This window comes from Hydrogenophilus islandicus (assembly GCF_054657095.1).
Genome location: NZ_BAAHXE010000022.1, coordinates 1 through 25864, shown reverse-complemented (window position 1 = coordinate 25864; position 25864 = coordinate 1). Strand labels below are relative to the sequence as shown.

Genomic DNA, 25864 nt, shown 5'->3' with positions numbered 1-25864 from the left:
CCTAAGGGTTGGGGTGCGTACTCTGAGTGACCCACGCGAGGTAGGGTTCCGCACCCGCGACGATCGGTAGCGCGATCACCTCTGGGACCTCGTAGGGGTGAAGGGCGACGACGCGCTCGGTGAGACGCGGCACAGTCACTTGGGTTGTCTTGACGACCATCAGCCACTCGCTCTCTTCATAACGCTCCCCTTGCCAGCGGTAGATGGAGCGTACCTGCGGGATGAGGTTGCAACAGGCAGCGAGCGACTCATCGACCAACGTGCGCGCGATCGTCGTCGCGGTTGCTTCGTCAGGCGTGGTGATCAGCACGAGGCAGGTTTGCTCCTCCATGGTGTGGCTCCTTGGCGCTCACGCGGAAACTTCGGGCAATTCTACCCCAGCCCACGCGAGAAGCGCCGGCCATGCAGCGCGGAGGTCCAGTTCGACCAGGAGCTCCACCGACCGGTCAGCGAAAATGGCTGGCCCATCGGTCAAAAGCGGGGCGAGGACGCGGTCTCGCGCCTTCAAGAGTGCGACGATCCAGGGGCGTGTCGCCTGGATGAAGGTGGTGAGCCAAATGTTTGCGGCCCAGTTGGGATAGGCGTGGGTGACGGCAAATCGATCAACGAGCGGGATGAGGCGGTGTGCCGGGTACCAGGTTTCGTCGGTGACCCACTGGTTGGTTAGAAAGAGCGACTGCGGGCGGCCCCACACGTCCATGCTGATCGCCACAAGCTGGGCGATCCGCTCGTCGCCCTGCGGGCCGACTTTTTCACCGGCTCTCCCCTGCCACAAACCCTTTTCGGGGAGAAGCGGCGCGCGGACGAAACAGTGGAAGTGGCCGTGTTCCCCCGCGCGGTGGGCGTGGTAGTAGTATTGGCAGCTTGTCGCGGAGTCCATGACATCGTCGGGCGGATAGTGTTCCAACTCGACGAAGGAGGGGGCGGTGCGCAGCATCTCGCGAACGACGTCGCTTGATGCCGCGCGCAGCGCCGTTTCAGCAATCGCCCAGTCGCGCACCGCGCTGCGCGCTCGCCGTTGCGCGCGCGCAGACCACGTGTGCGGGGGATCCGCCGGGATCAGTGCGGGACCAGCGAGACGAGCGGGCGTTTCTCGAGGGTCCATTGGTGGAGCGACCCGTCATAGAGCTTCACTTGCTGGTTCCCCATCAGTTCGTGGAGAATGAACCACGGTCCCGCTGAAAGGTGGCCACTGTTGCAGTAGGTGATCGACGGTGCTTTCGGGTCTACCCCCACTGCTTGGAAGACCTTGGCGTAGGCCTCGACCGGGAGAATGTGCTCTGCCAACCCTTTTTTGATCGTGTGGAGTTCCGGCGGGAAGATCTTCGCGCCAGCGATATGGCCGTAGTCGTAGACGTAATCCCGTTTGGTATAGCCAAAAGCCATACTGAGCGGCCGGGCGTCGATGAGCTGCGCTTTGCCTGCGGCGACCTCGTCGCTCGTCGCGAGGATCGATGCATCTTCCCCCTTCGCCTTCCAGTTGCCCGGCTGCGGCTTCGCCGGGGTCGACTCCACCTTCTGACCCGCCTGGATCCACGCCGCGAGGCCGCCGTCGAGGATCGCAACGCGGTTCTCGCCGAAGTATTTGAACTGCCAGTAGAGCCGCGTGGCGTCGTTGAATTCGGCGGACGAGGTGCCGGGCGAGACGATCACGATCGGTTTGTCGTCGTTGATCCCGACCGCTTGGACCACTTGGGAGAATTCTGCGGCGGTCGGCACCATATATTTCACTTTCAGCTCGCCAATTTGTCGCTCGGTACGGGTCTTTTTGGGGTCGACGACCGTGGCGCCGGGAATATGGCCGCCGACATCGACCAGTTTCGCCTGCCCGCTCTTTTCATCTTTCTTGTATTGCGGTTGCGCCGTGAAGAGATCGGGTTCGTGAATTTGCAGAACCTGGACCTTGTCGAGGTTGGCTGCAAGCCAGTCGACGGTGACGACAGGCCCGGGAAGGTCGGCAGCGGCGACGCTACCGGTGATCATGAGACCAGCAAGGATGAAACGAACGCGCATGATGACTCCTCCATTTGGGTGTTGAAAAAACTATTTCGCTGCGCAGGGGTTTGCCGACCGCCGCTTCGGCGCACAGGGGTTCCCCGCCGCACACGGGTTGGCACTTCGGCGAGCGGGCGCACACGGGTTGCCAGCGGCACAGGGATTCGCCGACTGCCGCTTCGGTGCGCAGGGATTTCCTGCGGCACAGGGATTGCCGCCACGGCGAGCCGGCGCGCAAGGGTTCCCCGCCGCACAGGGGTTGGCACTTCGGCGCGCGGGGGCACAAGGATTACCGGCAGCGCACGGGTTTGCGCTGCGGCGGGCTGGGGCGCAGGGGTTACCCTGAGCCGAGGCGAGCGGTGGCGCGACCGAAACCGCCGCAGCCACTGCTACGGCCGGTACGATGCGACGGACGATCTTTGGGAGTTTCATGGTACAGCCTCCTTTCGTGGGAAAAGTCATCGATCCTGTAGTGCCTCGGCCGTGAGCGCGCCGCCATGTGCCTGTTCCACGCGGTGACCCCACCAGAAGAGAGTAGCAGCAGCCGCCGCAAAGAGGACAAGCAGCAGCGGTTCGCTGACGCCAAGCAGCTCCGGCAGCCGTGCCGCGTCGATCGCCCCCCACTCCATCCAGGGGGCAAAAGTGGTATAACCGGCGGCGAAGATCGCCACACCGACCACCATGCCGATCATGAAGACCAGGCCGTCGAGCCGTCCTGCGCCGAGCGCACTCGCGGCCGTTCCGGGGCAGTAACCGCCAATCGCAAAGCCGGCGCCGATCAAAACCCCGCCGATTGCCGCAGCACCGAGATACGCGGGGGGAACGAAGAGATCGTTGTAGGAGACCACCCCCGCAGCGTTGAGGGCGTAGAGGCCGATCGCCGCAACGACAATCGCGGTGAACATCACCTTCAAGACCGTCCAGTCGGAAAAGCGGAATTGCGCCGTGAGCTTGCAGGCGCTGCCAAAACCGGCCGATTCCAGAATGAAGCCGAAAAGAATGCCACAAAGCAGGCCAGAGGCAAGAGAGGTATCGTAGAGGGGCATCGTTAGGCTCCTTTGGTCATGAAGCGGGAGACGATGATTCCGGTGACGAAAAAGAGGGCCAAGAAGACAAACGCCGAAACAGCGAGCGTTGCGCCGCCGGAGAGCCCCAAGCCACTCGTGCAGCCTGCGGCGATGCGCGAGCCGAAGCCCGCGAGGATCCCCCCGGCAAAAGCGGTCGCCAACCGTTTGCCCGTTCCGACCGCCTTCGCCCCTTCGATCTTCAAGCGGAAACGCCCACTCGTCGTTGCCGAGAGGAGCGCGCCGAGGAAGACACCCACCACCACCCAGACGACCCAGGTGTTGAGCGGGTGGCCCGATTGCCAAAAGGCGCTGAGGTAGGGGTTCTGTCGCGCGGCCTCCCCACCCAGCCACGCCGCTAAGCGGGCAAACGCGCCGCTTGCGCCCAAGCCGTTGCCCGTGAGGAGAAAGGTGAAGATCAGCGTGACGCCCAAAGCGACCCCTGCGACCAAGGGGTGCAAGAGGGGGCGAGGCGAACAAGGTGTCGTCGTCATCATGCTCTCCAGGGGTTGCGTTGCGGATGGTTGTAATGTAATAAATCTATATTAGTTACTTTTGATCTTTTTGACAAGAGGGAACTTGCGATCGGGTGCAGGGGCCGCTCCTTACCGCGTCGCCGCCCGCGTGCTCCACCATGCGACCGTCATCACCACCGCGATCACCGCAGCCATCGGGTAGGGGGTGTCGTTGAGGAGGTGCCCGACGGTCGTTCCGGCCACGGCGGCGATCCCCATTTGCGAGAAACCCAGCAGCGACGCCGCCGCGCCGGCGATCTTCGGATAGGGAGCGAGCGCTAACCCCGTGGCGTTCGGCATCAAGAAGCCTGCTGCGGCGCCGCAGAACCACATCGGGATCATCACCGCAAAGGGAGAGGGGGAGAGGAGGAGCCAGATGACCATCGCACTTCCGCCGGCGAGCCCCAGCCAGCCACCGATTCTGAGGAGCCGCTCGGCACCCAAGCGGCGGGAGAGGCGGGCGCTTCCTACTGAACCGACGAAGAAGCCGGTGACCATCACCGCAAACGCAAGGCCCATCTCGAATGGAGTGTAGCCAAACATCGTGATAAAGACAAAGCTCGACCCGGAGATGAAGGCAAAAAGGGCGGCGTAACCGCAGGCGTTCGCGATCAGCAACCAGCGAAAGCGCCGGTCGTGCAAGAGCGTCGCGAAGGAGGCGATGAAGCTGAACGAAGCCTTGCCGCGATGGACGTTCGTCTCCGGAAGCGCCCACACCAAGATGGCCAGGGTCACCACCGCGTAGAGAAAGAGAGCGACGAAGTTGCTGCGCCAGGCGAAGTGGGCGGTGAGCACCCCACCGATCAACGGCGCGACCATCGGCGCAATCGCCATCGCCGAGCCGACATGGGCAAGCATCCGCGGCGCTTCGACGGGGCCATAGACGTCCCGCACGATCGTTCGTCCCAAGACTGGCCCGACACACGCCCCGACGGCCTGGACGACGCGCGCAACGAGGAGCGTCGTGATGCTCTCTGCCCAGACGCAGGCGAGCGACGCGGCGGCGTAGAGGATAAGCCCCGAGAGGATCACCGGTTTTCGGCCAAAGCGGTCGGAAAGCGGCCCGTAGAAGAGCTGACCACAGGCAAAACCGATCATGTAGGCGGTGAGCGTCAGCTGCCCGTGGGCGACGTCGGTTGCGAGGTCCTCAACGAGCGCTGGAAGCGCCGGCAGGTAGAGATCGGTCGAAAGTGGCCCCAACGCGACCAGCGCGATGATGAGGCCAAAGAGGAGCGGAGTGGGCGCGACGGGCGTTTGCGTCGGCGATGCGGATGGGGCCACGCGCTTGGTCCTTTCCCGTTTCAGCGGAGACTGGGCGAAGCGAAGGGAGCAAACGCGAGGACGTTGCCGTTGATGCAGTAGCGCAGTCCCGTCGGGGGCGGGCCGTCGGGGAAGATGTGGCCGAGGTGGATGCCGGTGGTGGCGCTCCTCACTTCAGTGCGCACCATCCCGTAGGAGCGGTCTTCGTGCTCGGTGATCGCCCCCGGTTCTGCGCTGAAGAAGCTCGGCCAGCCGGTGCCGCTCGTGAATTTCGTCTCGCTTCGAAAGAGGACCGCTCCCAAAAGAGGGTCGAGAAAGAGGCCGGGGCGCTTCTCGTCGAGGTGGCAGCCGGTAAAGGGAGGTTCCGTGCCGTGTTCAAACGCGATCACGAAGGCCTCTGAGGTGAGGACTTCACGCCCGAGCCATCGCCAAAAGGGGTGGGCGTCGGGGCCGGGGAGTGGCCACGGGTAGGGCGGGAGCGCAACGCCTCTGCCTCCCAGTCCGCAATAGCCGCCGGGATTTTTGAGCAGATAGTCCTGGTGGTAGGGTTCGGCAGGGGTGTAGTGGCGAACCGGGGCGATTTCGGTCGTCGGCGCGGGGAAGTGCGGCGCCCCGGCGGCGCTTTGCCACAGCGCCCACGCGTAGGCGGCGCGGCTGGCAATCAGCAGCGGCAACATCCACGCGGCGTCGTGCTCCTCGTAGTAGAGGGCGCTGCGGTAGTTGCTGCCGATGTCGTTTCCTTGCCGGTTGCGCTGCGTCGGATCGTGCCCCTGCCAAAAGGCTGCGAGGAGCTCGGCAAACGCGGCGCGCGCGGCCTCGTCGTCGCCGTGCGGTGGTGCCCAGACGACCCGCACCACCTCGGCGTGGTTGCGCCCGCGCGCCGCACCGCTTCGCAACGCCTCTTCAAACGCTAACACCGACGCGTAGGTGGGGTGGGGGTCGTCGCCGCCGGCGTAGCCCACTTCGGTCGCGACCACCCCTGGTACGGTGCGCAGCCGCTGCTGCGCCCCCCAAAAGCACCCCATCGCGCAGTAGAGGGTGACTGTCTCCCCCATGGCAATCCCCTTTTACTCTTTCCAGGTCAGCGCAAAGACGTGTTCGCGCAAGAAACGCACGCCGCGCTCTTGCCACCGGGGGTGGTCGGGGAGCACGTCGGTGTCGAGCCAATGGCTGATCTCAGCCACCGCCGCGAAGTGGTCGAAGACCTCGGCGGGAGAGACGCTGAAAGGGGGTCCCGGGCGCTCCTCTTGAGGGTACTCGAGGGTGACGAGCAGCATCTTGGTGCCAGGACGCGCGAGTTCCCGCATCTTCGCGGCGTACTGCTGCCGCATCTCCGGCGGGAGGGCAACGAGCGCCGCGCGGTCATAAATCGCTGTGGCGGTTGCGGGCGCGCCGTCCCACCCCCAGACGATCTCGGGCGTGAGGGCGAAGTAGTCCCCTTGCAGGAGGCGAATCCCGTCGGTGGTGTAGCAGGCAAAGGGACCGCAGGTGGAGACTTCGGGCGTTGCGTCGTTCTCGGCGAAAAATTGGCTCACGGCAACGGGGCTGAGCTCGACCCCGACCACGGTGTGGCCCTGCTCGCGGAGCCAGAGGAGGTCGAGCGATTTGCCGCAAAGCGGGACGAAGACGGTTGCATCCCGCGCAACCTGAAGCTGCGGCCAGTAGGTGGTGAGCCTCGGGTTGAACTCGTCGAGGTGAAAGCCGATCTCCCCTCGTTCCCACCGCTCGTGCCAGAAACCGTGTTCCATCGTCTCCTCCGGTTAGGTTAGGGCAAGGCGCTCCTCCGCCCACGCGCGCAGCGGCTGCGGCAAGCCCCAGTTGATTGCTTGGGCGAGCGTTCCCCAGCGACCAGCGGGCGCGCGGCCGGTTGCCTCCTCATCTTCTCGTCGCGAATCGTAGCAGAGGGGGTCGGCGGTTGTCCACTCCTCGACGGTGAGGTGCAGCAACCGGTGGGTGAGGCGGTGCGGCGGCAGGGGCGTTCTTCCACGGAGCTGCCATCTCCCCGGCGGCGGGGGGTCGTCCGCAGTTGGGAGCGCCCAGAGCCCACCCCAAATCCCCGGGGCGCTTCGCTGCACCCACCAGAGGCGGTCGCCCCACCAGTAGGCACGGAGCCGCCACGCGACCTCCTGAACCGGCGACCGTCTCCCTTTGCGGGGGAGCTCCTCAGCGCGGCCGGTCTGCGCCGCGCGACACCACTCAGCGACAGGGCAGCAGGCGCATTGGGGGGCGCGGCGCGTGCAGAGGAGCGCCCCGAGGTCCATCTGCGCCTGGGTATATTCGGCCATCATCGCTGAAGAATCGGGGAGCAGCGCCTCAGCCGCGGCCCAGAGCGCGCGGCGTGTTGCCGCGTCGGGTAGTGGGGTCTCGACCCCAAGAACGCGCACGAGCACCCGTTCGACGTTGCCGTCGAGGATCGCCGCCCGCGTGCCAAAGGCAAAAGCGCAGATCGCCGCGGCGGTCGAGCGTCCAACCCCGGGAAGTTTCGCCCACTCCTTCGGGTCGTTGGGCCAGCTGCTGCGCCATTCGGTGGCCATCATCTGTGCCGCGCGGTGGAGATTCCGGGCGCGCGCGTAGTAACCGAGGCCACTCCACAACGCCATCACTTCGTCCAGAGGGGCTTCTGCCAGCGCATCGACCGTCGGCCAACGGGCGATGAACCGCTCGAAGTAGGGAATCACCGTGGCTACTTGCGTCTGCTGCAACATTACTTCTGAAAGCCAGATGCGGTAGGGGTCGGTGCCGCGCCACGGGAGGTTGCGGCGTCCATGCGCCCGATGCCAGGAGACGAGGGCATCGGCCCACAGCGGCTGGATCCGCGCGACGTGGTCGCGCCATGCGGCATCACCTTGCCAAGGGGGCGCGGATGCGGTAGAGTCGAGAACCTTTTTTTGACCTTTTTTTGCCATTGGGGAATTCTGCATGCTCGATCACGCGTCGCGCGCACTTCGCGACACTTTGGGACGATTTGCTACCGGCATCGCGATTCTCACCGCTCGGGACGAGCGCGGAACACCGGTGGGGCTCACGATCAATTCGTTCAACTCGGTCTCGCTTGACCCCCCTTTGGTCGTCTTCAGTCTCGGTTGCGGGCTGCGGCGGCTGCCGGTTTTTCAACAGGCGCAATGGTACGGGATTTCGCTCCTTCGTGACGACCAGGAGGCGGTCTCTGTGGCCTTTGCAACGCCCGCCGGGGACCCCTTTGCGACGACCGTCTGGCGTGACGGTGCGCACGGTGTTCCCTTGGTGGTGCCCGCGCTCGCCCACTTTGAGCTCACGCGCTTCGCCGAACACGACGGGGGCGACCACCGTCTCTTTCTTGCCCGCGTGGTGCGCCACGAATGGTTCGCCGGCGAACCACTCGTCTATTTTGCTGGCCGTTACCGGCGGCTCGCGCGGGAAGATTGACGCGCGTTGGTGTTTTCCCGCGCGCAAAGTGACGTGGCGTTGCCGCAGCGCTTTGAAGGGTTGAAAGGAGCAAGAGAAGGGGTTATAATAGCGTCTGCCGAGCGGGTGTAGTTCAATGGTAGAACATCAGCTTCCCAAGCTGAGAACGTGGGTTCGATTCCCATCACCCGCTCCAAATTTCACCATCTCCTCTTCTGTTGTATCTTTCTTCACCCCCACCTTCTTGTTTAGTCTCGCTTTGTAAAAGGAAAGAGCGTCGGGTCAAGCAGGTGCGACGGCGTCACATTCTGAAGCGCCGTAAAGATCGACGCGACGCGCCGCGGATCCTCCGCTTCCCATTCACGCAACATCGCTTTGATTCGCTTGCGCTGCGCGTGCTCTAAGCTTCCGCAGAGGTTGCACGGGATGATCGGGAACTCCATCGCGCGTGCGTACCGCTCGATCTCCCGCTCCCGACAGTAGGCAAGCGGCCGGATCACCTGAAGGTCACCGTCGTCGTTGGTGAGTTTCGGCGGCATCGCTTTGAGTTTCCCGCCAAAAAAGAGGTTGAGGAAAAAGGTCTCGAGGATGTCGTCGCGATGGTGGCCGAGCGCGAGCTTATTGCAGCCGAGCTCGCGCGCGGTGCGGTAGAGGATCCCGCGGCGCAGCCGCGAACAGAGCGAGCAGGTGGTTTTGCCGGCGGGGATCTTCTCCTGCACGATCGAATAGGTGTCTTCGCGCACGATCCGGTAAGGGACGCCCAGCGATTCAAAGTAACGGGGAAGCGTCTCGGCGGGAAAACCCGGTTGCCCCTGGTCGAGGTTGACGGCAATCAGCGAAAAGGAAACCGGCGCGCGCGCTTGGAGCTTCATGAGGAGCGTGAGGAGCGTCAGCGAGTCTTTCCCGCCGGAGATACAGACCATGATCCGGTCGCCCGCCTCGATCAAACCGTAGTCAGCGATCGCCTGTCCGACTTGACGCAGGAGCGCCTTCTCCAGCTTCTCGCTCTTGTGGGAGGGGGGTGTGAGCGGGGCGCTCAACTGTTTTTTAATGAGCGTGAGGGGAATTGTAGCGGTAGCCAACTGGGTGTCTGACATGGTGGCGTCCAAAAAATGCTCAGATGTCCCCGTGCATACAGAGCAAGCTGCAGGAGGCGACGTGCGGCGAGTGGGGGTTTGCCAGGCCAAGAGCGATCAGTGCGGGGGAAGGAAAAGTAGCGTTTGCCTAGCGCTATACCGTAGTCAGGTGGTCAACCTGGGTAAAGAGCGGGAACTGCTCTTTTGCTTATTGGCTCCCCGAGCAGGGCTCGAACCTGCGACCCACGGATTAACAGTCCGTTGCTCTACCAGCTGAGCTATCGGGGAACGGGAGAGCGATATTATCGGCCAAGCGCTCACCTCTGTCAACCACTTTTACGAAGTGGTTTTGAGCGCGATAACAACCCACCGGTCACTCATTTGTGCGATAATTCACAATTTCAGGCCGCAACCAAGCGGCAGAAGGCCGAAAGGATAAGCAGGATGGCCAGAAGAGAGACCCGATTCCCGGAACTCGCGCAACTCTTTCGCGACATGCGCCGCTACTTTGTTGGGGTGGGCGCTTTTTCTTTTGTGATCAATGTGTTGCAATTTACCGCGCCGCTCTACATGTTGCAGGTCTATGACCGGGTGCTCGGTAGCCACAACACCACGACCCTATTGGTGCTGACGATCCTTGTCGTCGGCCTCTTTCTCCTGATGGCGGTCCTCGAGTTCATCCGTTCGCGGGTCCTTGTGCGCGTCGGGGCCGCGATGGAGGCCAAGATCAACCAGCGGATCTTTGACGCCGCGTTCGAGGCGACCCTTCGCCGCGGCGGGGCAAACGCCCGCCAGGCGTTGAGCGACCTCACGCAACTGCGGCAGTTTGTCACCGGTAACGGCCCGTTCGCCTTCTTCGACGCCCCGTGGTTCCCCATCTACCTTGCGGCCTGTTTCGTCCTCCATCCGCTGCTGGGGTGGTTCAGCGTCGGCTCCGCGCTGATTCTCGTGGTGCTCACGATCATTACCGAAGTGGCGACGCAAAAACCCCTTGCCGAGGCCAACAAATACGCCAACCAAGCGACCAACTTCGCCCACAACCAGCTGAGTAACGCGGAGGTGGTCGAGGCGATGGGGATGCTGCCGGCGCTTCGTCAGCGGTGGAAAGCGAAACATGTCCAGCATCTCGTGCAGCAGGCGGTGGCGAGCGACCGCGCGGGGTTGATCCAGGCGATTACCCGCTTCGTTCGGGTCACGTCACAATCGTTGGTGCTCGGTTTGGGGGCGTGGCTGGTGCTGCAAAATGAACTCACCCCCGGCTCGATGATCGTCGGTTCGATTCTGATGGGGCGGGCGCTGGCGCCGATCGATCAACTGATCGCCAACTGGCGCGGTTTTGTCCAGGCGCGGCTCGCCTACGAGCGGCTCGGTGAGCTTCTCAAGGCCTTTCCGGTGCGGCCACCGCGGTTGTCGTTGCCGCCACCCAAAGGGCACGTGCGCGTCGAAGGCGTGGTGGCCGTCCCCCCGGGCAGCCAGACACCAGTCCTGCGCGGCGTGACGATGGAGATCCCGCCGGGTGCGGTGGTGGGGATCATCGGCCCTTCGGGTTCCGGGAAATCGACCCTCGCCCGGCTCCTCGTTGGCGTCTGGGCCCCTGCTGCGGGGAAAGTGCGGCTCGATGGCGCCGACATCAGCCAGTGGGACAAAGCGGAGTTGGGGCCCTACATCGGCTATCTCCCGCAAGATATCGAACTCTTCGACGGGACGATCGCTGAGAACATCGCCCGCTTCGGGCCGCTCGATGCGGAGCGGATCGTCGAAGCGGCGCAGCGCGCAGGGGTTCATGAGTTGATCCTGCGCCTGCCGCAGGGGTACGATACCCCGATCGGCCCGGGCGGGATGGTCCTTTCCGGTGGACAGCGGCAGCGGGTGGCGCTTGCGCGCGCCCTTTACGGCGACGTGCAGCTCATCGTTCTCGACGAGCCCAACTCCAACCTCGACGACATCGGCGAGACGCTCCTTGTGCGCGCGCTCGCCGAAATGAAGCGGCAGGGGCGGACAGTAGTGGTGATCACCCACCGCACGAGCGTTCTTCAGGTGGTCGATCTCCTGGCGGTGATGCGTGACGGGACGTTGCACGCCTATGGCCCGCGCGATCAGGTGCTCGCCGCACTCCAACAGGCCGCTCAGCAACAGCAACAGGCGGCGCAACAGCAGGCGCAGTCTGCTTCCCAAAACGCACAACCCCCTACCCAGAGCGCTGCACCAGCACAACAACCCGCGGCAGCGGCGCAACCGGTTCAAGCGAAGGAGCAGTGACGGTGTCTTCCCTTCCTACCCAACCCCCCGCATCTGAAAACCCTGCGAACAAACCCCAAGCGGTGACCCCGCAGCAAGACGCGGTACCGCCAGCTGGCCATGGCGCAAAAGAAACTTCAGCCGCTGCGCGGGAGCCCTTGACGCTGGACGCCGACGCCCGGCCGGTTGAAGAGGTAGCGCACGAAGTGCTCCCCCAAGAGGCGCGGCGCTTCTTGCGGCTCGGTTTCTTCATCCTGGTGCTCTTCTTTGGCGGATTCCTCGTCTGGGCAGTGACCGCGCCGCTGGATGCGGGCGTGCCTGCGCCGGGGGTGACGATCGTCGAATCGAAGCGCAAAACGGTCGCCCATCTCACTGGCGGCATCGTCAAAGCGATCCTGGTGAAGGACATGGCATTCGTCGAAGAGGGGCAACCCCTGATCCTTCTCGACGACACCACGGTTTCGGCCCAATATCAAAGCGCTCTCAAAGAGTACTATGCGCTCCTCGCCGCCAAGGCGCGACTCGAAGCCGAACGCGACGGCGCCAAAGCGGTGCTTTTCCCCGAGCAGCTTCGGCAAGGGGGGAGTGAGGCAGCGGTGCAGATGGCGCAGCAACAAGCCCTTTTTGCCTCGCGCCGCGAAGCCCTCACTGCACAGCTTCGGGTATTGGAAGAGACCGCGCGCACCGCCGAGAGCAACGCCGCAGCGCGCAGCGCGCAGCTCACCTTCTTGCGCGAACAACTTCAGGGGATGCGCGATTTGGCCAAGGAGGGGTACGCGCCGCGCAACACCCAACTGGAACTCGAACGGCAGGCGCTCGAGCTGCAGAACCAGATCGTGCTCGCGCAGCAGCAGGCTCTTGACGCCCGGCTGCGGGCGAAGTCGCTGCGGGAAGAGTACCGCAAAGAGGTCGAGACGCAACTTGCAGAGGTGACCAAGCAGCTCGCGGTTGTCGAGGAGCGGGTGCGGGCACTCAAAGAGGAGCTGGAACGGACGGTGATCCGCTCACCCGCCACCGGTTACGTCAATGCGCTCGCGGTCCATACCGTGGGGGGCGTCGTTCGTCCCGGGGAACCCTTGATGGAGATCATCCCGAAAGACGAGAAGCTCGTCTTCGAAGTCCAGGTTCCGCCCCACCACATCGAGCGTGTCCACCCCGGGCTGCTCGCCGAGGTGCAACTCGCGAACTTCCACGACCTCGCAGGAAAGGTCCTCGAAGGGAAGGTGATCTCGGTCTCGGCCGACCTCGTGACCGACCGGACCCTCACCCCGAACGGGCAGCCGCTCCCGCCCCACTATGTCGCGCGCGTCGAGCTCACCGAAAACGGGTGGAAGACGCTCGGGCCCGACCGGCGCCTGCAGCCTGGAATGCCGGTCACCGTCCTCATCAAGACCGGTGAGCGCACCTTCCTGCAGTACCTCATCAAACCGGTGTGGGAGCGGTTGCAGAGCGCGGTGAAAGAGCCGTGATCACGGTCCGGCGAGGAAGGAGAAAAGGCATGGCGTTTTCCACGCTACTCAGACGATGGGTCAGAAACAGCGCAGTCGCCGTGGGCCTCCTGATCCCGACAGCGGGCGCCTACGCGCTCGGGCTTGAAGAGGCGTTTCGGCTCGCCGAAGCGAACGATCCCAATTTCGCCGTCAGCCAAAAGCGGGCGGACGCGGACCTGGCCGGGGTCGAGGTCGCTCGTTCGCGGCTCCTTCCCGCGGTGACCTTTTCGGCATCGACCGGCCAAGCGAAGACCGATACCGAGTATCTCAGCGGCCTCTACAAAGGGCGAACCGTTCATAATGACTACACGACGCGCAACTGGAACCTGAGCGCGCGGCAGCCGCTCTACCGTCCAAGCGACTGGGCGGGGTGGCAACGCGCCGAAGCGCAGGCGGAGTCGAGCCGGGTTGCGATCGAGGCGGCGCGGGTGCGTCTGTTGCGGCAGGTGGCGCAGGCCTACGCGCAGGCCCTCTCCGCTGCAGCCCAGCGGCAGGTGGCCGAGCAAGATGTCGCCCGGTATGAGACGGTGCGCAAACAGAGTGAGCGCGCCTTCACCCTGGGAAGTGCGACCCGCACCGATGTGGAAGATGCCCAAGCGCGGCTCGATATGGCGAAAGCAGCGGTGCTGCGGCAAGAGGGGCAGCTGCAGCAGGCGCTTGCGGCGTTGAGTGCGCTCGTTGGGCGCGACGTTCGCGCGGAGGAGCTCACCGAACTTGCCGAACTGGTTCCGATTGCGGAACGGACGCTCGCCAGATCCCTCGACGAATGGATTGCTGCGGCGCACGAACGCCACCCCGAGGTGGTGTCGCTGGTTGCCCAAGAGGAGGCAGCGCGGCGGGCTGTGGAGCAGCAGCGGGCGCAGCATAAACCGACTGTCGATCTCGTTGCCGCACGCCGCATGAGTCGAAGCGACAGCGAAACCACGATCGGCCAGCAATACGATACCACGAGCGTCGCCGTGCAACTCCAGATTCCGCTCTACGCCGGCGGGGGGATCGACGCCTCAGTGCGTGCGGCGCTCTCCGCCCTTGAGGAAGCGCAGATGCGGACCGAAGCGAAGCGCCGGGAACTCACCCAGAACCTGACGCAGGCCTACGCGGCGCTGCGCTACGGTTATGCCCAGTGGCAGGCGCTCGCGCAAGCCGAACGCTCTGCGGAACAAGCAGTGGTGGGCACCGAAAAGGGGATTCGCGCCGGGACGCGCAATGCTGTTGATTTGCTCAACGCGCAACAGGAGCTCGCCAAAGTGCGGGCAAGCCGCGTGGACGCTGCCTACCAGATGGTCCTCGCAGCGATCGACCTCTGGAGCGCCGCAGAAGGGAGCGCAGACGGGGCGCTCGTGCAGTTGATCGCGAAGCGGTGACGGCGGCGATTGTCCTTCTTCTCGGTTCAGCGCTCCTCTGGGCGCAACCGTTGCCGGGTGGGCCGCGGTTGCCCTTTTTTCTCCTCGTCGCGGTGTCGCTTTTCCTGGTCGTCCGCCAACGGAGCGCCCTCTGGGCTACACCCCTTGCCCGCGAGTTGGGGGGCGCTTTGGTGGTGTTGGCGCTCATCATCGCGCTCTCTCTGTGGGGCGCGCCGCGTCCAGAAGCGGGGTTCCCCTATGTGGTGGGTTTTCTGGGGTTTGCTCTGGCGAGTGCGGCGGTCGGCTGGGCGGCAAGGAACTTTCCCCAAGCGAGCGACTGGTGGCAGCGGGGCGCAGCGCTCACCTTTGGCTTTCTCCTCGCCGACGCCCTGGTCCAGTGGGCGGTGGGGCGCGACCTCTTCGGGGTTCCCTACGCCGCTACCGAATTCGAAGGGCGATTGGTGGGGCCTTTTGCTAGTTCCCTGAAGCTCCCCATTCTTCTTCCAGTTCTCTTTCCGCTTGCCGTTTGGCGGTGGCGGGCGCAGCCGGCGATTGTGCTGCCGCTTCTCCTCGTGACCTTGTGGGTGGTGCTCCTTTCGGGGTCAAGAAGCGGTTTGCAGCTCCTGGTGCTCGCTGCGATTCCGGTGGTGTGGCGCTGGCCGCGCGCGCTGCTCGTTGGGCTCTTTGTCAGCACCATCGGGGCAGTAGCGATCATCCAGACCTTTTCTACCCCCTGGCAGGTGCGACTCCACAACACTGATGAAGGGTTGAAAACGCTGATGACCGAAACAACTCCCGACGAGAGGCAAAAGGCGCTCGATCAGATCACCACCTACCGCTGGGAGTTGTGGCGCAACGCTACCCGGATGGGGGCGGCGCACCCCTTTTTCGGTGTGGGGGCGAAGCAGTTTTCCCACGTCTACGCCGAATTCGCCGACCCGGGTGATCTTTACCTCCATGACGAGCCGTTTCATGCCCACAGTCTCTACATGGGGCTCTGGGCGGAGTTGGGGGGTGCCGGGATCGCTTGGGTGGTGGGGCTTGCGGCGGTGATGGTGTGGCGCTGGCGTAGAGCCGATCGGGAAGCGCAGGCGCGCGCGGCACCGTGGGGCGCAGCACTGGCTGCGTACGCCTTTCCGCTGCAGTCGCAGCCGGTGCTCCTTAACGTCTGGTGGTTCCCGGTGGTCTGGTTTTTGTTGGTGGGGTTCTGGTTGGCGTTAGAAACCCCTACGAACCCGCCCCCCACCGCATAAACGCTTCGCGAATTTTCGCTGGCTCGTCGAGCTTGACGAGCCGTTGTGCTTTGGGGGCGAGTTCGTCGAGGTTGGCGTAGAGGAGCTGTTGGCGGACCTCAAGGAGCCGGTCGGGGTGCATCGAGAAGTGGCGGAGCCCCAGCGCGGCAAGGAGCCAGGCGTATTGCGCGTCGCCCGCAAGTTCGCCGCAGAGGGAGACGGGGATGTTGGCCCGCGCGCCGTAGGAGAGAATTCCGGCGAGCAGACGCAGGACGGCCGGGTGGAGGGGGTCGTAGAGGTCGGCCACCGTGTCGTCTTGGCGGTCGATTGCGAGGGTGTATTGGATGAGGTCGTTGGTGCCGATCGAGAGGAAGTCGACGCGGCGCGCGATCGCGGGTAGCGCAATCGCCGCAGCGGGGACTTCGATCATCGCGCCCACTTCGATCCGCGGGGGGAGTTTCACCCCCTCATAGGTGAGCGCGTCGCGTGCCTGGGCGATAAGCTGCCGGGCGCGGTCGATCTCGGCGGCGTTCGTCACCATCGGCAGGAGAATCTTGAGCGGCCCAAACGTCGCGGCGCGAAGGAGCGCACGCAGCTGGGTGAGGAAAAAGGCTGGTTCGGCAAGGCAGTAGCGAATGCCGCGGAGCCCCAGCGCCGGGTTGGTTGCGGTGTGGGATTCGTCGTTGCTGTCAAACGCTTTGTCGGCGCCGAGGTCGAAGGTGCGGATGGTGACCGGTTTCCCCTTCATCCCGCGCACGACGTCGCGGTAGGCTTCAAACTGCTCCTCTTCGCTCGGCCGGTCGGCGCGGCCGGTAAAGAGAAATTCGGTGCGATAGAGGCCAATTCCGTCAGCGCCGACCGCACGCACCGCGGGAAGGTCTTTGGGGCTTTCGATGTTGGCCAGGAGCGCGATCGGCGTGCCGTCGAGGGTCTTGGTCGCCGACTCTTTGAGGCGCGCGAGGCGGGTCCGCTCGAGGTCGCGCTCTACCTTTTTGAGGCGGTACTCTTCGACGACGAACGGCGGCGGGTTGGCGATGATCGCGCCGCGGTGGGCGTCGATGATCACCAGGTCGTCGTCTTCAAGGAGCGTGCGGGCAAGCCGAGCGCCGACGACCGCGGGGAGCTTGAGGCTGCGCGCGACGATCGCGGTGTGGGAGGTGGGGCTCCCGATGTCGGTGATGAAGCCGCCGATGCGCTGGCCGCGAAAGCCGATGGTGTCGGCGGGGGAGAGGTCGTGGGCGACGATGATCGTCGGCCAGTCGTCGTGGCGGGCGTGCATCGGGCGGGCGAGCCCCCGCAGCTCCTTCATCAGCCGCTCGACGGTCTGGATCACGTCGTGGCGCCGTTCGCGGAGATAGGGGTCGTCGATCGCGTCGAACGCCGCCAGGAGCTCTTCAAGCTGCTGCGCGAGCGCCCACTCAGCGTTGATGCCGCGGGTGGTGATCCGCTCGAGCGCGGCGTCGATCAGCATCGGGTCGGCGAGCATCATCGTCTGGAGGTCGATGAAGGCGTCGAGCTCCTGCTGCGCGGCGCTCTGGTCGGCGCTCTCCCGCAGGTGGGCGAGTTCCCGGCGCACCGCTTCGACCGCCTCTTTGAGCCGCGTGCGCTCGTCGGCGAGGCGCTCTTCGGGCACTTCGTAATGGGGGACCTCAAGGAGCGCGTGGGAGACGAGGTGAACCCGGCCAATCGCGATACCGGCGGAGACCCCAAGGCCGTGGAGGGTGAAGGGGACTGCGGACACGCGGCTACTCCGGCTCGTCGAAGCGGTTGGCGACGAGTTCGGCGATTGCGGCGAGCGCCTCGTCGGCCTGTTCCCCTTCGGTCTCGACCGTCACCGTGGTCCCTTTGGCGGCGGCGAGCATCATCACCCCCATGATGCTTTTGGCGTTCACTCGCCGGCCGTTGCGCTCGAGCCAGATCGCGCAGGGGTAGCGGTTGGCGAGCTCGGCGAGCTTGGCGCTCGCGCGAGCGTGAAGCCCCAGTTTATTGACGATGGTGAGTTCGGTGCGTGGCATAGCGCGATTGTAGCTCAACGGCTTCAGCGCGTCACCGCGGGGAGAGCAAGGCGCTGGCGCAGGATCCGGAAGGTGTCGAGGTCGAAGCGGTAGGGGGCGGCGGTCGCTGCGGCGATTTCGGCATCGCTCGGCGGGTGGTCGAAGCGGCAGATGAGCACCCAGTGGTCGACGAGCAACCAGATCGCGCGCGCGCCGTCTGGGGAAGTTTCATGAAGGAGCACTGGCTCTGCATGCGGCCAGGGGGTGGGGGGGAGGTGGCTGAGCACGGCAAGAAGCCGGGCGTCGTGTTCAGCGGTCGTCTCCTTGCCCGCGCACCAGCCGCGGCAGAGGCGCAGCTGATGGGCAGAGCACGAGCGGCGGGTGGCCGGTTCCCACCCGAGGCGCACGGGACAGAGGCCGTGGGTTTTCGCGAGCTCTTGGAGCGTCCGTTCCGCCTGCTTGCGGTCGGTAAAGGCACCAAAGGTGTGGCGGGGCCAGGTGCGCGGGTCGCTTCCTTGAATCGGGAGGTAGCGCACGGCAAGCGGCGGCGCACGGTCAGGGGCGGGGGGCGCGTCGAACCCGGAAACGGTGATCGCGACGGCGGCGTGATTTTCCCGCAGCCGTTTGTTGTAGCGGGGTTTGAGGGCGCGGACGAGCTCCGCTTCGACGATCTGCGCGTGGAGGTCGCTCGCGGTCTCGAGCCACTCGATACGGCGGATCTGGCGGGCGATCTCGGCGTCGGTGGGGTTGCGGGTGGTGGCGCTGAAGTGGGCGGTGACGCGGCTCCTGAGCCCCTTGCTTTTGCCGATATAGAGCGGCAGGTCGTTGTCGCCGAAAAAGAGGTAGACGCCCGGCGTTTCAGGGATCGACTCGATCACGCCTTCGGCGAGACCCGCGGGGCGGGCGGGGTGCTTCATCGCTACTTCGCGCGCGACAAGGAGCTTCTCCGGTGGGAAGGTGGCGAGCGCCCACGCGAGGTACTGCTCGAGGACCTCGACGTCGCCGCGGGCGCGGTGGCGCGCGCTGCAGCAAAGCCCGTGCCGTTCGATCAACGCGTCAAGCCCGTGGCGCCGGTGGGTCGGCTCCAACGCTTTGGCGAATTTGACGGTGCAAAAGAGTGGCGCCGAGAAAGAGATGCCGCAGCGGGCGAAGGCCTGCTTGAGAAAGCCGTAGTCGAAGCGCACGTTGTGGGCGACGACCACGGCACCGGTGAGCAGCGCCAGGAGCTCTTCGGCGATCTCCGCGAAGGTGGGGGCAGTAGCGACCATCGCCGAGGAGATGCCGACCAGCCGTTCGATCACTGGCGGAATCGGGATCTCGGGGTTGATCAGCCGCTCCCAGCGGGTGGGTGGGGTATCGGGGTCAAAACGGGTGAGCGCGATCTCGATGATGCGGTCGCGCTCCGGGTGCGCGCCGGTCGTCTCCAGGTCGAGGACGACGTAAGGGGTCGGGAGCAACGGCGCGACGGGGTGGTGAATCAATGGGGGGTGGTGGCTGGGGATTAGCTTTTATCAGTGCCCCGTTGCGCGGTCACGCCTGGCGGAAGCGCGGGGCGGTAACCGTCGGCGCGGAACGGGTCAAGGCGCGGGTGGCTGGTGTCGTAGTAGTAGGGGTAGGTGGGGACGCGCGCTGCGGCAAATTGCGCGGTGAGTTCCGGATCCTGGGGCTTATCCCACCACAACGCTCGCCCCTCGCGCGCCACTTGCCGTTCCTGCGGGTGTGTGGCCAAGAACTCCTGGAGGAAAAGGGTCGCTTCAGAGACGTAACCGGTCATCATGGGATCCTTCGGGAATGACGGTTGATATGGTAGCACGCATCAGCGCGATGCGTGCCGGTGGCGTTCGTGGGGGTCCCCCCTGCCGGCACCCCGAATCGTGAGCCAGAGGTAACGCAAGTAGCTGCGCCACGTAAGGTGTGCGAGCATCTCGGCGTCGGTTTGCGCAAGAAGCTCAGGGGTCGACATGTCAATGCCAGAGAGCTGCGCGAGCCCCGTGATCCCCGGGCGGGCGTCGAGCACCCCAAGGCGAGCGCGGGCGGCGATGAGCTCAGTTTGGCTGGGGAGCGACGGGCGGGGACCGACGAGGCTCATCTCCCCTTTCAGGACGTTGATCAGCTGCGGCAGTTCGTCGAGCTTGGTGCGCCGCAGCCACCGCCCCCAGCGGGTCACCGCGTGGGCTGGTGCCTCGTGGGTGGCGACGTTGGGCGTGTCCGGCCGCATCGTGCGGAGTTTCAGCAGGGTAAAAGGGCGGCCGCCGCGGCCAACACGCGTCTGGCGAAAGAGGGGGGAGCCGGTCTCCCACCAGCCGATGAGGAGGAGAACGAGGAGGAGCGGCGCGGTGAAGATGAGCCCTACCGACGCGAAGAGGAGGTCAAAGAGGCGAAGGAGGTGCGGGGATGACATCGCATCGGCCAACCATTTCAGCAAAACCGCTGGGAAAGTCTACCAGAGCGCGCCAACCGAGCGTTGCCTCGAGGTGGGTGGGAAGGTAGCAGGCCGACGAAGTGAGCCGTTCAACAAGCCTGCCGATTCGTCCCGGGATCTTCTGCGCGAGGCGGAGAAGAGGGAGCGGCACACGCACCCGGGGCGGCGGGAGCGCGAGCGCGGAGCGTATCTGGTCGGCGAGCTCAAGGGTGGAGAGGGGCGTTGGGTGGGCGACGATAAAGGTTTGACCTGCCGCCGCAGGGTGGGTCGCGGCAAGGTGGATCGCCCGGATGAGGTCGGCGACGTGGAGCCACGAGCGGCGGTTGCCCGTTTCAGGCAGTTGCGGAAACCACCCCTGGGCAATCAGGCGCACGAGGGTAGCGATGAGGCCGCGGCAGCCGCGGCCATAGACGGGGGCCGGGCGGAGGATCACCACCTCCATACCGGAGCGCCCGCCGATCTCCCGCACCACCTCCTCTGCAGCCCGTTTGCTCTGCCCGTAGGGGGTAGTCGGCGCGCCCGACCACGTTTCGTCCACGCACTCGGTGCCCGGTTCGGCCATCGCTTTGACGGTGGAGAGAAGCACGAAGCGCTTGACACCGGCGTTCGCCGCAGCGGTGGCGAGATTTTTTGTCCCTTCGACGTTGATGTGCCACAGAGACGACGGGTCAGCGGCGTCGGCGTCGGAGACTCCAGCGCAGTGGATCACAATCGAAACCCCAGCAACGGCTCGGGCGAGCGACGGAAGATCGAGGAGATCGCCGACCACCTCGTTGCCGTGTCCGGTCGGGGTGCGGACGAGCGCCCGATGGTGGGGCTCACGGAGGCGGCTACCGATGAAGCCCGTTGCGCCGGTGATGAGGATCAGCGGGGGCGTGGTCATGAGGCGGGTCGGCGAGGAGAAGGGGCGGGGGCGCCGTGGAGCTCCTCGGGGAGCTTAGGAAGGCGCCAGCTGTGACGAACGAGATAGGCGGTGAGGCTCTGGAGGTGCCAGAGGAGGTAGCGGGGGTGGCGGTGGCTCGTGCGCTGCGCGGCGTGAATCACTTGGGCCTCGGGGCAGACCAGCACCGGGAAACCGCGGCGCCAGGCGCGGAGGCAGAGGTCGACGTCTTCGTAGTAGAGGTGGTAGCGTTCGTCAAAGCCACCGAGCGCCGCAAAAGCGTCACGGCGCATGACCAGCATAATCGCCGCGACCCATTCGGCGTAGAAGGGGGGAGAAGAGGGGGCATAAGGGTAGCGGCCGTCGCTCAATCCCAACGCTTTTGCGAACAACGAGAGGAGCGTCGGAAAGCGGCGGGCGTGGTCTTCGATGTCACCGGCGGGGTTCAGGATCGCGGGGGAGACGATCGCGGCGTTTTTCGTCGTGAGCGCTTGCACGAGCGGCGGAAAGGGGTTCACCGGAAGCCGCAGGTCGGGGTTGAGCACCGCGACAAAGGGAGTTGCCGCAGAGGCCAGCGCGCGGTTGTGGTTCGCTGAAAAGCCGCGAGGGGTGGCGTTGTGGAGGATCGTCGTGCGCGCGGCGAGCGGCTGCGGAAGCTCAGGAAGCGGCTCGGGAATGTTGAGGGTGAGGATCAGTTGCGCCACCTCTGGGCAGCGGTTGAGGTCGGCAAGGAGCGGCGCCAAGTGGCGATGGTGGCCGTGGCTAACGATCGAGACGGTAAGAGCGGCGGTGGCAGCACTCACCCCCATTTGCGTCGCCAGGTGGTTCCTGTCGGGGTGTCTTCGAGCACGATTCCGGCAGCGAGGAGCTCAGCGCGGATCGCGTCGGCGCGGGCAAAGTCGCGCGCTTTGCGCGCTGCCGTCCGTTCGGCAATCAGCGCGTCGATCTCCTCCGCACTCAAGGAAGTCCCCTGTCGCCACGCCGTGAGCCCCGTGTAGAGGAGCCCTAAGAGTTCGGCGCTCGCAAGAAACGCCGCTTTCCGTTCCGGGGTGGGGTCGGAGCGCAGCGCCGAGGCCAGGTCGTGGAGGATCGCCAACGCTTGCGGGGTATTGCAGTCGTCGGCGAGCGCGGCAACGAGCGCTGGGTCGGCCCCGAGACCGAGGAGCTGGGGCTGCGATTGAGCGGCAAGCGCGGGGTGGGAACCAGCAGCCGGGTCCCACGGCGTGACCGACGCGCCCCGTTGCGCGGTGAGTTCGGCGATCCGTTCAGGGGGTAACCCCACGGCGGCGCCCCACGCGGCGAGATCGATCGCAGCGGTGGGGGTGGTGGCCGCAAGCGCCACCGTGGTGTAGAGGCGCTCGAGCGCGCGCACCGCCTGGTGGAGCGCGTCGAGCGAGAAGTCGAGGGGCTTGCGGTAGTGGCCCGAAAGGAGCACGTAGCGGATCGCCTCACCGGGAAATTGCGCCAGGAGCTCCCGCACGGTGCGGAAGTTCCCGAGCGACTTCGACATCTTTTCGCCTGCGACCGTCAGGTAGCCGTTGTGCATCCAGTAGCGGGCGTACTCGGCGGTACCGTGGGCGCAGCACCCTTGCGCGATCTCGTTTTCGTGGTGGGGAAAGATCAAGTCCTGCCCACCGCCGTGGATATCGATCGGCAGTCCCAAGTGTTTCGCGATCATCGCGGTGCATTCGATATGCCAGCCGGGGCGGCCGCGCCCCCACGGGGAATACCAGCCGGGGAGTTCCGGTGGGGAGGGCTTCCAGAGGACGAAATCGGCCGGATCCTTTTTGTACGGCGCCACCTCGACGCGGGCACCGGCGATCATCTCGTCGCGCTGCCGGTGCGAGAGGCACCCATAGGTGGGGTCTGACGGGACGTGAAAGAGGACGTGGCCCTCGGCGACGTAGGCGTGGCCGCGTGCGATGAGCGCTTCGATGAGCGCGATCATCTCGGCGATGTGGTCGGTGGCAAAGGGCTCGACGTCAGGAGGAAGCGCCCCGAGCGCTGCGATGTCTTCGTGAAAGGCGCGGGCGTAGCGTTCGGCAAGGGCCCGGATCGGCACCCCTTCGGCGGCGGCTGCGGCGTTGATCTTGTCGTCGACATCGGTGATGTTGCGCGCGTAGCGGACCTCACGAAAGGCGAGGCGCAAGAGGCGGACGAAGGTGTCGAAGACCACCACCGGGCGGGCGTTACCGATGTGGATGTAGTTGTAGACGGTCGGGCCGCATACGTAGAGGGTGACCCGCTTCGGGTCGCGCGGGAGAAACGGCCGCTCCGTGCGGGTGAGGGTGTCGTGGAGCGTGATTCTCATGTCATCCTGCGCGGAGCTTCTCCATCCGCTCGTGGCGCTCCTGCGCTTCGATCGAGAGCGTCGCCGTGGGGCGAGCGAGCAAGCGCTTCAGGCCGATCGGTTCGCCCGTCTCTTCGCAGTAACCGTAGGTCCCCTCGTCGATGCGCTTCAACGCTTCGTCGATCTTTTTCATCAGCTTGCGCTCGCGGTCGCGCACCCGCAGCTCCAGCGCCTGTTCCTCCTCGATCGTCGCGCGGTCGGTCCAGTCGGGGGTGGCGACATTCTCTTCGGCGAGGTTCTGCGTCGTCTGCTGGGCGTTTTCCATCAGCTTACGCTTTTCTTCGAGGAGCAGCCAGCGGAAGAATGCGAGCTGCCGTTCGTTCATGTACTCCTCTTCGGGCATCGCGAGGAGCTCTTCGACGGTGGGCAGGTCGGCCGGTTTGTTGCTGAGATCCATGGGTTCCTCCTTCAGCCCGCAGGATCGCGGTTGAATGAAACGGCGATTTTACCCGATTTCGGGGGAGTGCAATGGGCGCGAGGTTCAGTCCGTGCGGCGCAACAACGCGCTCAGGAGCGGCGAACGCAGTTCGGCAAACGGGTTGACGACGGTGACGCCACGCCAGGTAAAGCCATCGTGCAAATCTTCCGAGAGCAGCACCCGGCAGCGGTTTTCTGCAGCGACGGCCAGGACCAGGGCGTCCCATATCGATAGCTGATGATCGACGGTCAGGTCGAGCGCCGACTGAAACGCAAACCAGGTGGAGTCCGCCACCTCGAAGCTGTCCGCCCAACTCAAGATGGCTTCACGCGCTTGCGCGGCAGAGCGTTTGGCTTTGCCCGTAAGAACGCGGGAGAGTTCGCCCAGGGTCTGCGCCGGCAGCACCACGTCGGTGCTGGGCAGTTGCGCGACCAATTTCAAGGCTATATTGCAGCGCCGTTCGTCGCCAAGCCCTTCGGCATAGGCGAGCACGTTGGTGTCGAGGGCCACTCTCACCGCTCAGCCCTCGTAGAGTTCATCACGCGTCCAGTTGCGCTCGCCACTGGCTTTTTGCTGACGCAGCCGCTCGAGCAAACAACGCCTGGCGGACTCGCGCTCACTGTCGCCACAATGTGCAGGAGAAATGGTGGCGACAGGCTTGCCCCGCGACAGCACCGTGAAGACCTCACCCGTCGCGACGTCGCGCAGTACTCTAGAAAAGTGGCGATTGGCGTCGCCGGCAGAAATGGTTTTCATTGTGTTGCGCAAAAGTAGTGTTAAACACTACATTATCATCTTATCGGGCCTGCCGTCAAGGGGTGAATCTTGGTGGAAGCGGCACGTACATCTTCGCAACGAGAATTCCATAGAACATACTGATAGTGGGCATGAGTAGCGTTCCTTGTTCGGTTGTAGGGGCGGTTGACCCACTCGAGCTGCCGCGGGAGGCAGACGCGCCTGGCAGTTGACATTCCGAATGAACATGTCTACACTTTAACTGTATCGACATTTGTTTCTACGGAGAAAGCTATGGCGCGTCAGCTGGTCAAAAAATGGGGCAACAGCCCGGCCGTTCGCTTGCCGGCCGCGGTGATGGAAGCAGCGCAGCTGACGCTCGACCAAGCGGTCGAGGTTCGCGCCGAGAACGGGCGTATCGTCATTGAGCCGGCAACGCCAACCTACTGCCTAGACGATTTGATCGCAGGGATCACCGCCGAAAACCGGCACACCGAGCAAGAGTTCGGGTCTGCCCAGGGTCAGGAGCTCCTCTGATGGCGGCGTACGTCCCGGAGGAGGGCGACATCATCTGGTTGAACTTCACCCCTCAAAGCGGACACGAGCAAGCGGGGCGACGACCGGCCGTCGTCTTGACGCCGCGGGCCTACAACGAACGCTCCGGACTCCTTGTCTGCGTGCCGATCACCAACCAAATCAAGGGTTACCCCTTCGAGGTCGTCCTCTCGGGTCCTGGCGCAAGCGGAGCGGCTTTGGCTGACCAAGTCAAAAGCCTCGACTGGAAGTCGCGCGAGGCCTCGCGCAAGGGGCGGGCCATGCCGACCGAGTTGGCAGAGATCAAGGCCAAGATCAAGGCGCTGTTGAAACTCATTTGATCACGGACCGCAAACGCCCGCGCGTTCGCCCCCAGCCGCTCGCGCGCTGCGGGGTCAGCGAGGAGATGCGGGGGCGCCGTTGGCACTCTGGTTGCGGAGGGTGTAGGCTATGGAGACGGCTTGCCTTTACCCAAAAACCGCCTCAAGCGTCGGGGCGTCGATCGCGCGGTCAAACCACGCTTCGAGCTCCTCAAGCGAGGCTGCCGAGATGCGCAACTCCACTTCCGCAGGGATCGGCCCAAAGCGCTTGGCTAGCAGCCGGCGAAGGTTCGATGCAGTTTGGACACGTTTCCACAGAAGCTCACCTTGCTCGATTCCTTCCCTAAATCCCTCTTCCTTCCATTCTCTCGTCCAGCGCTTCATTCGTTCGGCAAGCATGGTGTCGACCTCCAAAAGATCTTGAACCTCGGGAATCTCGGTTTGGGTGACTCTGCGGCGCATCAGGCGCAGCAGCCACTTGGTGAGCGTGCGGCGCAACTCCCGCTGCTCAGGAGCGTCGAGCCACGCGACGAGCGCTCGCACCACCTCCCGGATCTCGTCAGGCGTACGGGCCAATTCTAGCCGAAAGAGCGCCGCAGCGAGGTTGTGCCTCC

At 64.9% G+C, this 25864-nt stretch carries 30 protein-coding genes and 2 tRNA genes; 8 read left to right on the top strand and 24 right to left on the bottom strand.

Going from position 1 to position 25864, the window contains the following annotated elements:
- Position 1: 1 nt before the first annotated feature.
- The 10 genes from cutA to mutY all read right to left on the bottom strand — a co-directional run bounded on the left by cutA (position 2) and on the right by mutY (position 7740).
- On the bottom strand, positions 2-331 hold the full coding sequence (gene cutA, locus ACYQ6T_RS07510) for a divalent-cation tolerance protein CutA (protein WP_459829498.1): 330 nt from the start codon (positions 329-331) through the stop codon (positions 2-4).
- 18 nt (positions 332-349) lie between these two features.
- Positions 350-1000, bottom strand: a complete 651-nt coding sequence (locus tag ACYQ6T_RS07505; RefSeq protein WP_459829495.1) for a DUF6969 family protein — start codon at positions 998-1000, stop codon at positions 350-352.
- 59 nt (positions 1001-1059) lie between these two features.
- On the bottom strand, positions 1060-2013 hold the full coding sequence (locus ACYQ6T_RS07500) for a sulfurtransferase (RefSeq protein ID WP_459829491.1): 954 nt from the start codon (positions 2011-2013) through the stop codon (positions 1060-1062).
- Positions 2014-2043: 30 nt separating this feature from the next.
- Complete coding sequence (locus ACYQ6T_RS07495) at positions 2044-2427, bottom strand: hypothetical protein (RefSeq protein WP_459829489.1); 384 nt, start codon at positions 2425-2427, stop codon at positions 2044-2046.
- Positions 2428-2453: 26 nt separating this feature from the next.
- The gene (locus tag ACYQ6T_RS07490; protein WP_459829487.1) at positions 2454-3041 is read right to left on the bottom strand and encodes a DUF6691 family protein; all 588 of its coding nucleotides are present in this window, start codon (positions 3039-3041) and stop codon (positions 2454-2456) included.
- 2 nt (positions 3042-3043) lie between these two features.
- The gene (locus ACYQ6T_RS07485) at positions 3044-3553 is read right to left on the bottom strand and encodes a YeeE/YedE thiosulfate transporter family protein (RefSeq protein WP_459829485.1); all 510 of its coding nucleotides are present in this window, start codon (positions 3551-3553) and stop codon (positions 3044-3046) included.
- A gap of 111 nt (positions 3554-3664) precedes the next feature.
- On the bottom strand, positions 3665-4855 hold the full coding sequence (locus ACYQ6T_RS07480; protein ID WP_459829483.1) for a multidrug effflux MFS transporter: 1191 nt from the start codon (positions 4853-4855) through the stop codon (positions 3665-3667).
- Positions 4856-4875: 20 nt separating this feature from the next.
- Positions 4876-5889 (bottom strand): peptide-methionine (R)-S-oxide reductase MsrB, encoded by a 1014-nt coding sequence (msrB, locus tag ACYQ6T_RS07475; protein ID WP_459829481.1) that lies wholly within the window; start codon positions 5887-5889, stop codon positions 4876-4878.
- 12 nt (positions 5890-5901) lie between these two features.
- A complete protein-coding gene (locus tag ACYQ6T_RS07470) occupies positions 5902-6582 on the bottom strand; it encodes a thiopurine S-methyltransferase (RefSeq protein WP_459829478.1) in 681 nt (226 codons plus the stop codon).
- 12 nt (positions 6583-6594) lie between these two features.
- Positions 6595-7740 (bottom strand): A/G-specific adenine glycosylase, encoded by a 1146-nt coding sequence (gene mutY, locus ACYQ6T_RS07465; RefSeq protein WP_459829476.1) that lies wholly within the window; start codon positions 7738-7740, stop codon positions 6595-6597.
- Positions 7741-7753: 13 nt separating this feature from the next.
- Between mutY and ACYQ6T_RS07460 the strand changes: the two genes are divergently transcribed.
- Positions 7754-8239 carry a flavin reductase family protein gene (locus tag ACYQ6T_RS07460; protein ID WP_459829474.1) on the top strand — a complete coding sequence of 162 codons (486 nt, stop codon included), beginning with the start codon at positions 7754-7756 and terminating at the stop codon, positions 8237-8239.
- A 101-nt stretch (positions 8240-8340) separates the two neighbouring features.
- Positions 8341-8414, top strand: a tRNA-Gly gene (locus tag ACYQ6T_RS07455).
- Positions 8415-8466: 52 nt separating this feature from the next.
- On the opposite strand, the gene ttcA is transcribed toward ACYQ6T_RS07455, so the two are convergent.
- Together ttcA and ACYQ6T_RS07445 are read right to left on the bottom strand one after the other, a co-directional pair.
- Positions 8467-9258: a tRNA 2-thiocytidine(32) synthetase TtcA gene (gene ttcA / locus ACYQ6T_RS07450; protein ID WP_459829472.1), complete on the bottom strand. Its 792-nt coding sequence runs from the start codon at positions 9256-9258 to the stop codon at positions 8467-8469.
- Positions 9259-9506: 248 nt separating this feature from the next.
- Positions 9507-9582: transfer RNA gene (locus ACYQ6T_RS07445), tRNA-Asn, on the bottom strand.
- A 156-nt stretch (positions 9583-9738) separates the two neighbouring features.
- Between ACYQ6T_RS07445 and ACYQ6T_RS07440 the strand changes: the two genes are divergently transcribed.
- The 4 genes from ACYQ6T_RS07440 to ACYQ6T_RS07425 are packed head-to-tail and all read left to right on the top strand — an operon-like array spanning position 9739 to position 15618.
- Positions 9739-11553, top strand: a complete 1815-nt coding sequence (locus tag ACYQ6T_RS07440) for a type I secretion system permease/ATPase (protein WP_459829470.1) — start codon at positions 9739-9741, stop codon at positions 11551-11553.
- A gap of 2 nt (positions 11554-11555) precedes the next feature.
- Positions 11556-13001, top strand: a complete 1446-nt coding sequence (locus ACYQ6T_RS07435; protein WP_459829468.1) for an HlyD family type I secretion periplasmic adaptor subunit — start codon at positions 11556-11558, stop codon at positions 12999-13001.
- A gap of 29 nt (positions 13002-13030) precedes the next feature.
- A complete protein-coding gene (locus ACYQ6T_RS07430; RefSeq protein WP_459829465.1) occupies positions 13031-14386 on the top strand; it encodes a TolC family outer membrane protein in 1356 nt (451 codons plus the stop codon).
- On the top strand, positions 14383-15618 hold the full coding sequence (locus tag ACYQ6T_RS07425; protein ID WP_459829462.1) for an O-antigen ligase family protein: 1236 nt from the start codon (positions 14383-14385) through the stop codon (positions 15616-15618). Before ACYQ6T_RS07430 ends, ACYQ6T_RS07425 begins: the two co-directional genes overlap by 4 nt.
- On the opposite strand, the gene ptsP is transcribed toward ACYQ6T_RS07425, so the two are convergent.
- From ptsP to ACYQ6T_RS07370, 11 genes are all read right to left on the bottom strand, one after another.
- Entirely contained in the window at positions 15593-17338 is a 1746-nt protein-coding gene (gene ptsP / locus ACYQ6T_RS07420) for a phosphoenolpyruvate--protein phosphotransferase (RefSeq protein ID WP_459829459.1), read from the bottom strand. The genes ACYQ6T_RS07425 and ptsP overlap by 26 nt on opposite strands.
- A gap of 4 nt (positions 17339-17342) precedes the next feature.
- A complete protein-coding gene (locus ACYQ6T_RS07415; protein ID WP_459829458.1) occupies positions 17343-17612 on the bottom strand; it encodes an HPr family phosphocarrier protein in 270 nt (89 codons plus the stop codon).
- Positions 17613-17635: 23 nt separating this feature from the next.
- On the bottom strand, positions 17636-19072 hold the full coding sequence (locus ACYQ6T_RS07410; RefSeq protein ID WP_459829456.1) for an exonuclease domain-containing protein: 1437 nt from the start codon (positions 19070-19072) through the stop codon (positions 17636-17638).
- A gap of 20 nt (positions 19073-19092) precedes the next feature.
- Positions 19093-19365 (bottom strand): DUF3460 family protein, encoded by a 273-nt coding sequence (locus ACYQ6T_RS07405; protein ID WP_459829454.1) that lies wholly within the window; start codon positions 19363-19365, stop codon positions 19093-19095.
- Positions 19366-19407: 42 nt separating this feature from the next.
- Complete coding sequence (locus ACYQ6T_RS07400; RefSeq protein WP_459829451.1) at positions 19408-19992, bottom strand: sugar transferase; 585 nt, start codon at positions 19990-19992, stop codon at positions 19408-19410.
- Positions 19961-20896, bottom strand: coding sequence for an NAD-dependent epimerase/dehydratase family protein (locus tag ACYQ6T_RS07395; RefSeq protein ID WP_459829449.1), 936 nt, complete (start codon positions 20894-20896; stop codon positions 19961-19963). The genes ACYQ6T_RS07400 and ACYQ6T_RS07395 overlap by 32 nt, the downstream gene beginning before the upstream one ends.
- Complete coding sequence (locus ACYQ6T_RS07390; RefSeq protein ID WP_459829446.1) at positions 20893-21696, bottom strand: glycosyltransferase family 2 protein; 804 nt, start codon at positions 21694-21696, stop codon at positions 20893-20895. The genes ACYQ6T_RS07395 and ACYQ6T_RS07390 overlap by 4 nt, the downstream gene beginning before the upstream one ends.
- On the bottom strand, positions 21693-23204 hold the full coding sequence (gene cysS / locus ACYQ6T_RS07385; protein WP_459829443.1) for a cysteine--tRNA ligase: 1512 nt from the start codon (positions 23202-23204) through the stop codon (positions 21693-21695). Before cysS ends, ACYQ6T_RS07390 begins: the two co-directional genes overlap by 4 nt.
- A 1-nt stretch (position 23205) precedes the next feature.
- A complete protein-coding gene (dksA, locus tag ACYQ6T_RS07380; protein WP_459829440.1) occupies positions 23206-23640 on the bottom strand; it encodes an RNA polymerase-binding protein DksA in 435 nt (144 codons plus the stop codon).
- An 84-nt stretch (positions 23641-23724) separates the two neighbouring features.
- Positions 23725-24177: a PIN domain-containing protein gene (locus ACYQ6T_RS07375; RefSeq protein ID WP_459829438.1), complete on the bottom strand. Its 453-nt coding sequence runs from the start codon at positions 24175-24177 to the stop codon at positions 23725-23727.
- Between the two features lie 3 nt (positions 24178-24180).
- Entirely contained in the window at positions 24181-24417 is a 237-nt protein-coding gene (locus ACYQ6T_RS07370) for a type II toxin-antitoxin system Phd/YefM family antitoxin (RefSeq protein WP_459829435.1), read from the bottom strand.
- Between the two features lie 273 nt (positions 24418-24690).
- Here ACYQ6T_RS07370 and ACYQ6T_RS07365 point away from each other — a divergent pair, with 273 nt between their 5' ends.
- Together ACYQ6T_RS07365 and mazF are read left to right on the top strand one after the other, a co-directional pair.
- Positions 24691-24933 carry an AbrB/MazE/SpoVT family DNA-binding domain-containing protein gene (locus ACYQ6T_RS07365; RefSeq protein WP_459829432.1) on the top strand — a complete coding sequence of 81 codons (243 nt, stop codon included), beginning with the start codon at positions 24691-24693 and terminating at the stop codon, positions 24931-24933.
- Positions 24933-25271, top strand: coding sequence for an endoribonuclease MazF (gene mazF / locus ACYQ6T_RS07360; protein ID WP_459829430.1), 339 nt, complete (start codon positions 24933-24935; stop codon positions 25269-25271). The genes ACYQ6T_RS07365 and mazF overlap by 1 nt, the downstream gene beginning before the upstream one ends.
- Positions 25272-25397: 126 nt before the next feature.
- On the opposite strand, the gene ACYQ6T_RS07355 is transcribed toward mazF, so the two are convergent.
- The coding region (locus ACYQ6T_RS07355; RefSeq protein ID WP_459829427.1) for an RpnC/YadD family protein at positions 25398-25864 on the bottom strand (467 nt) is incomplete at its 5' end.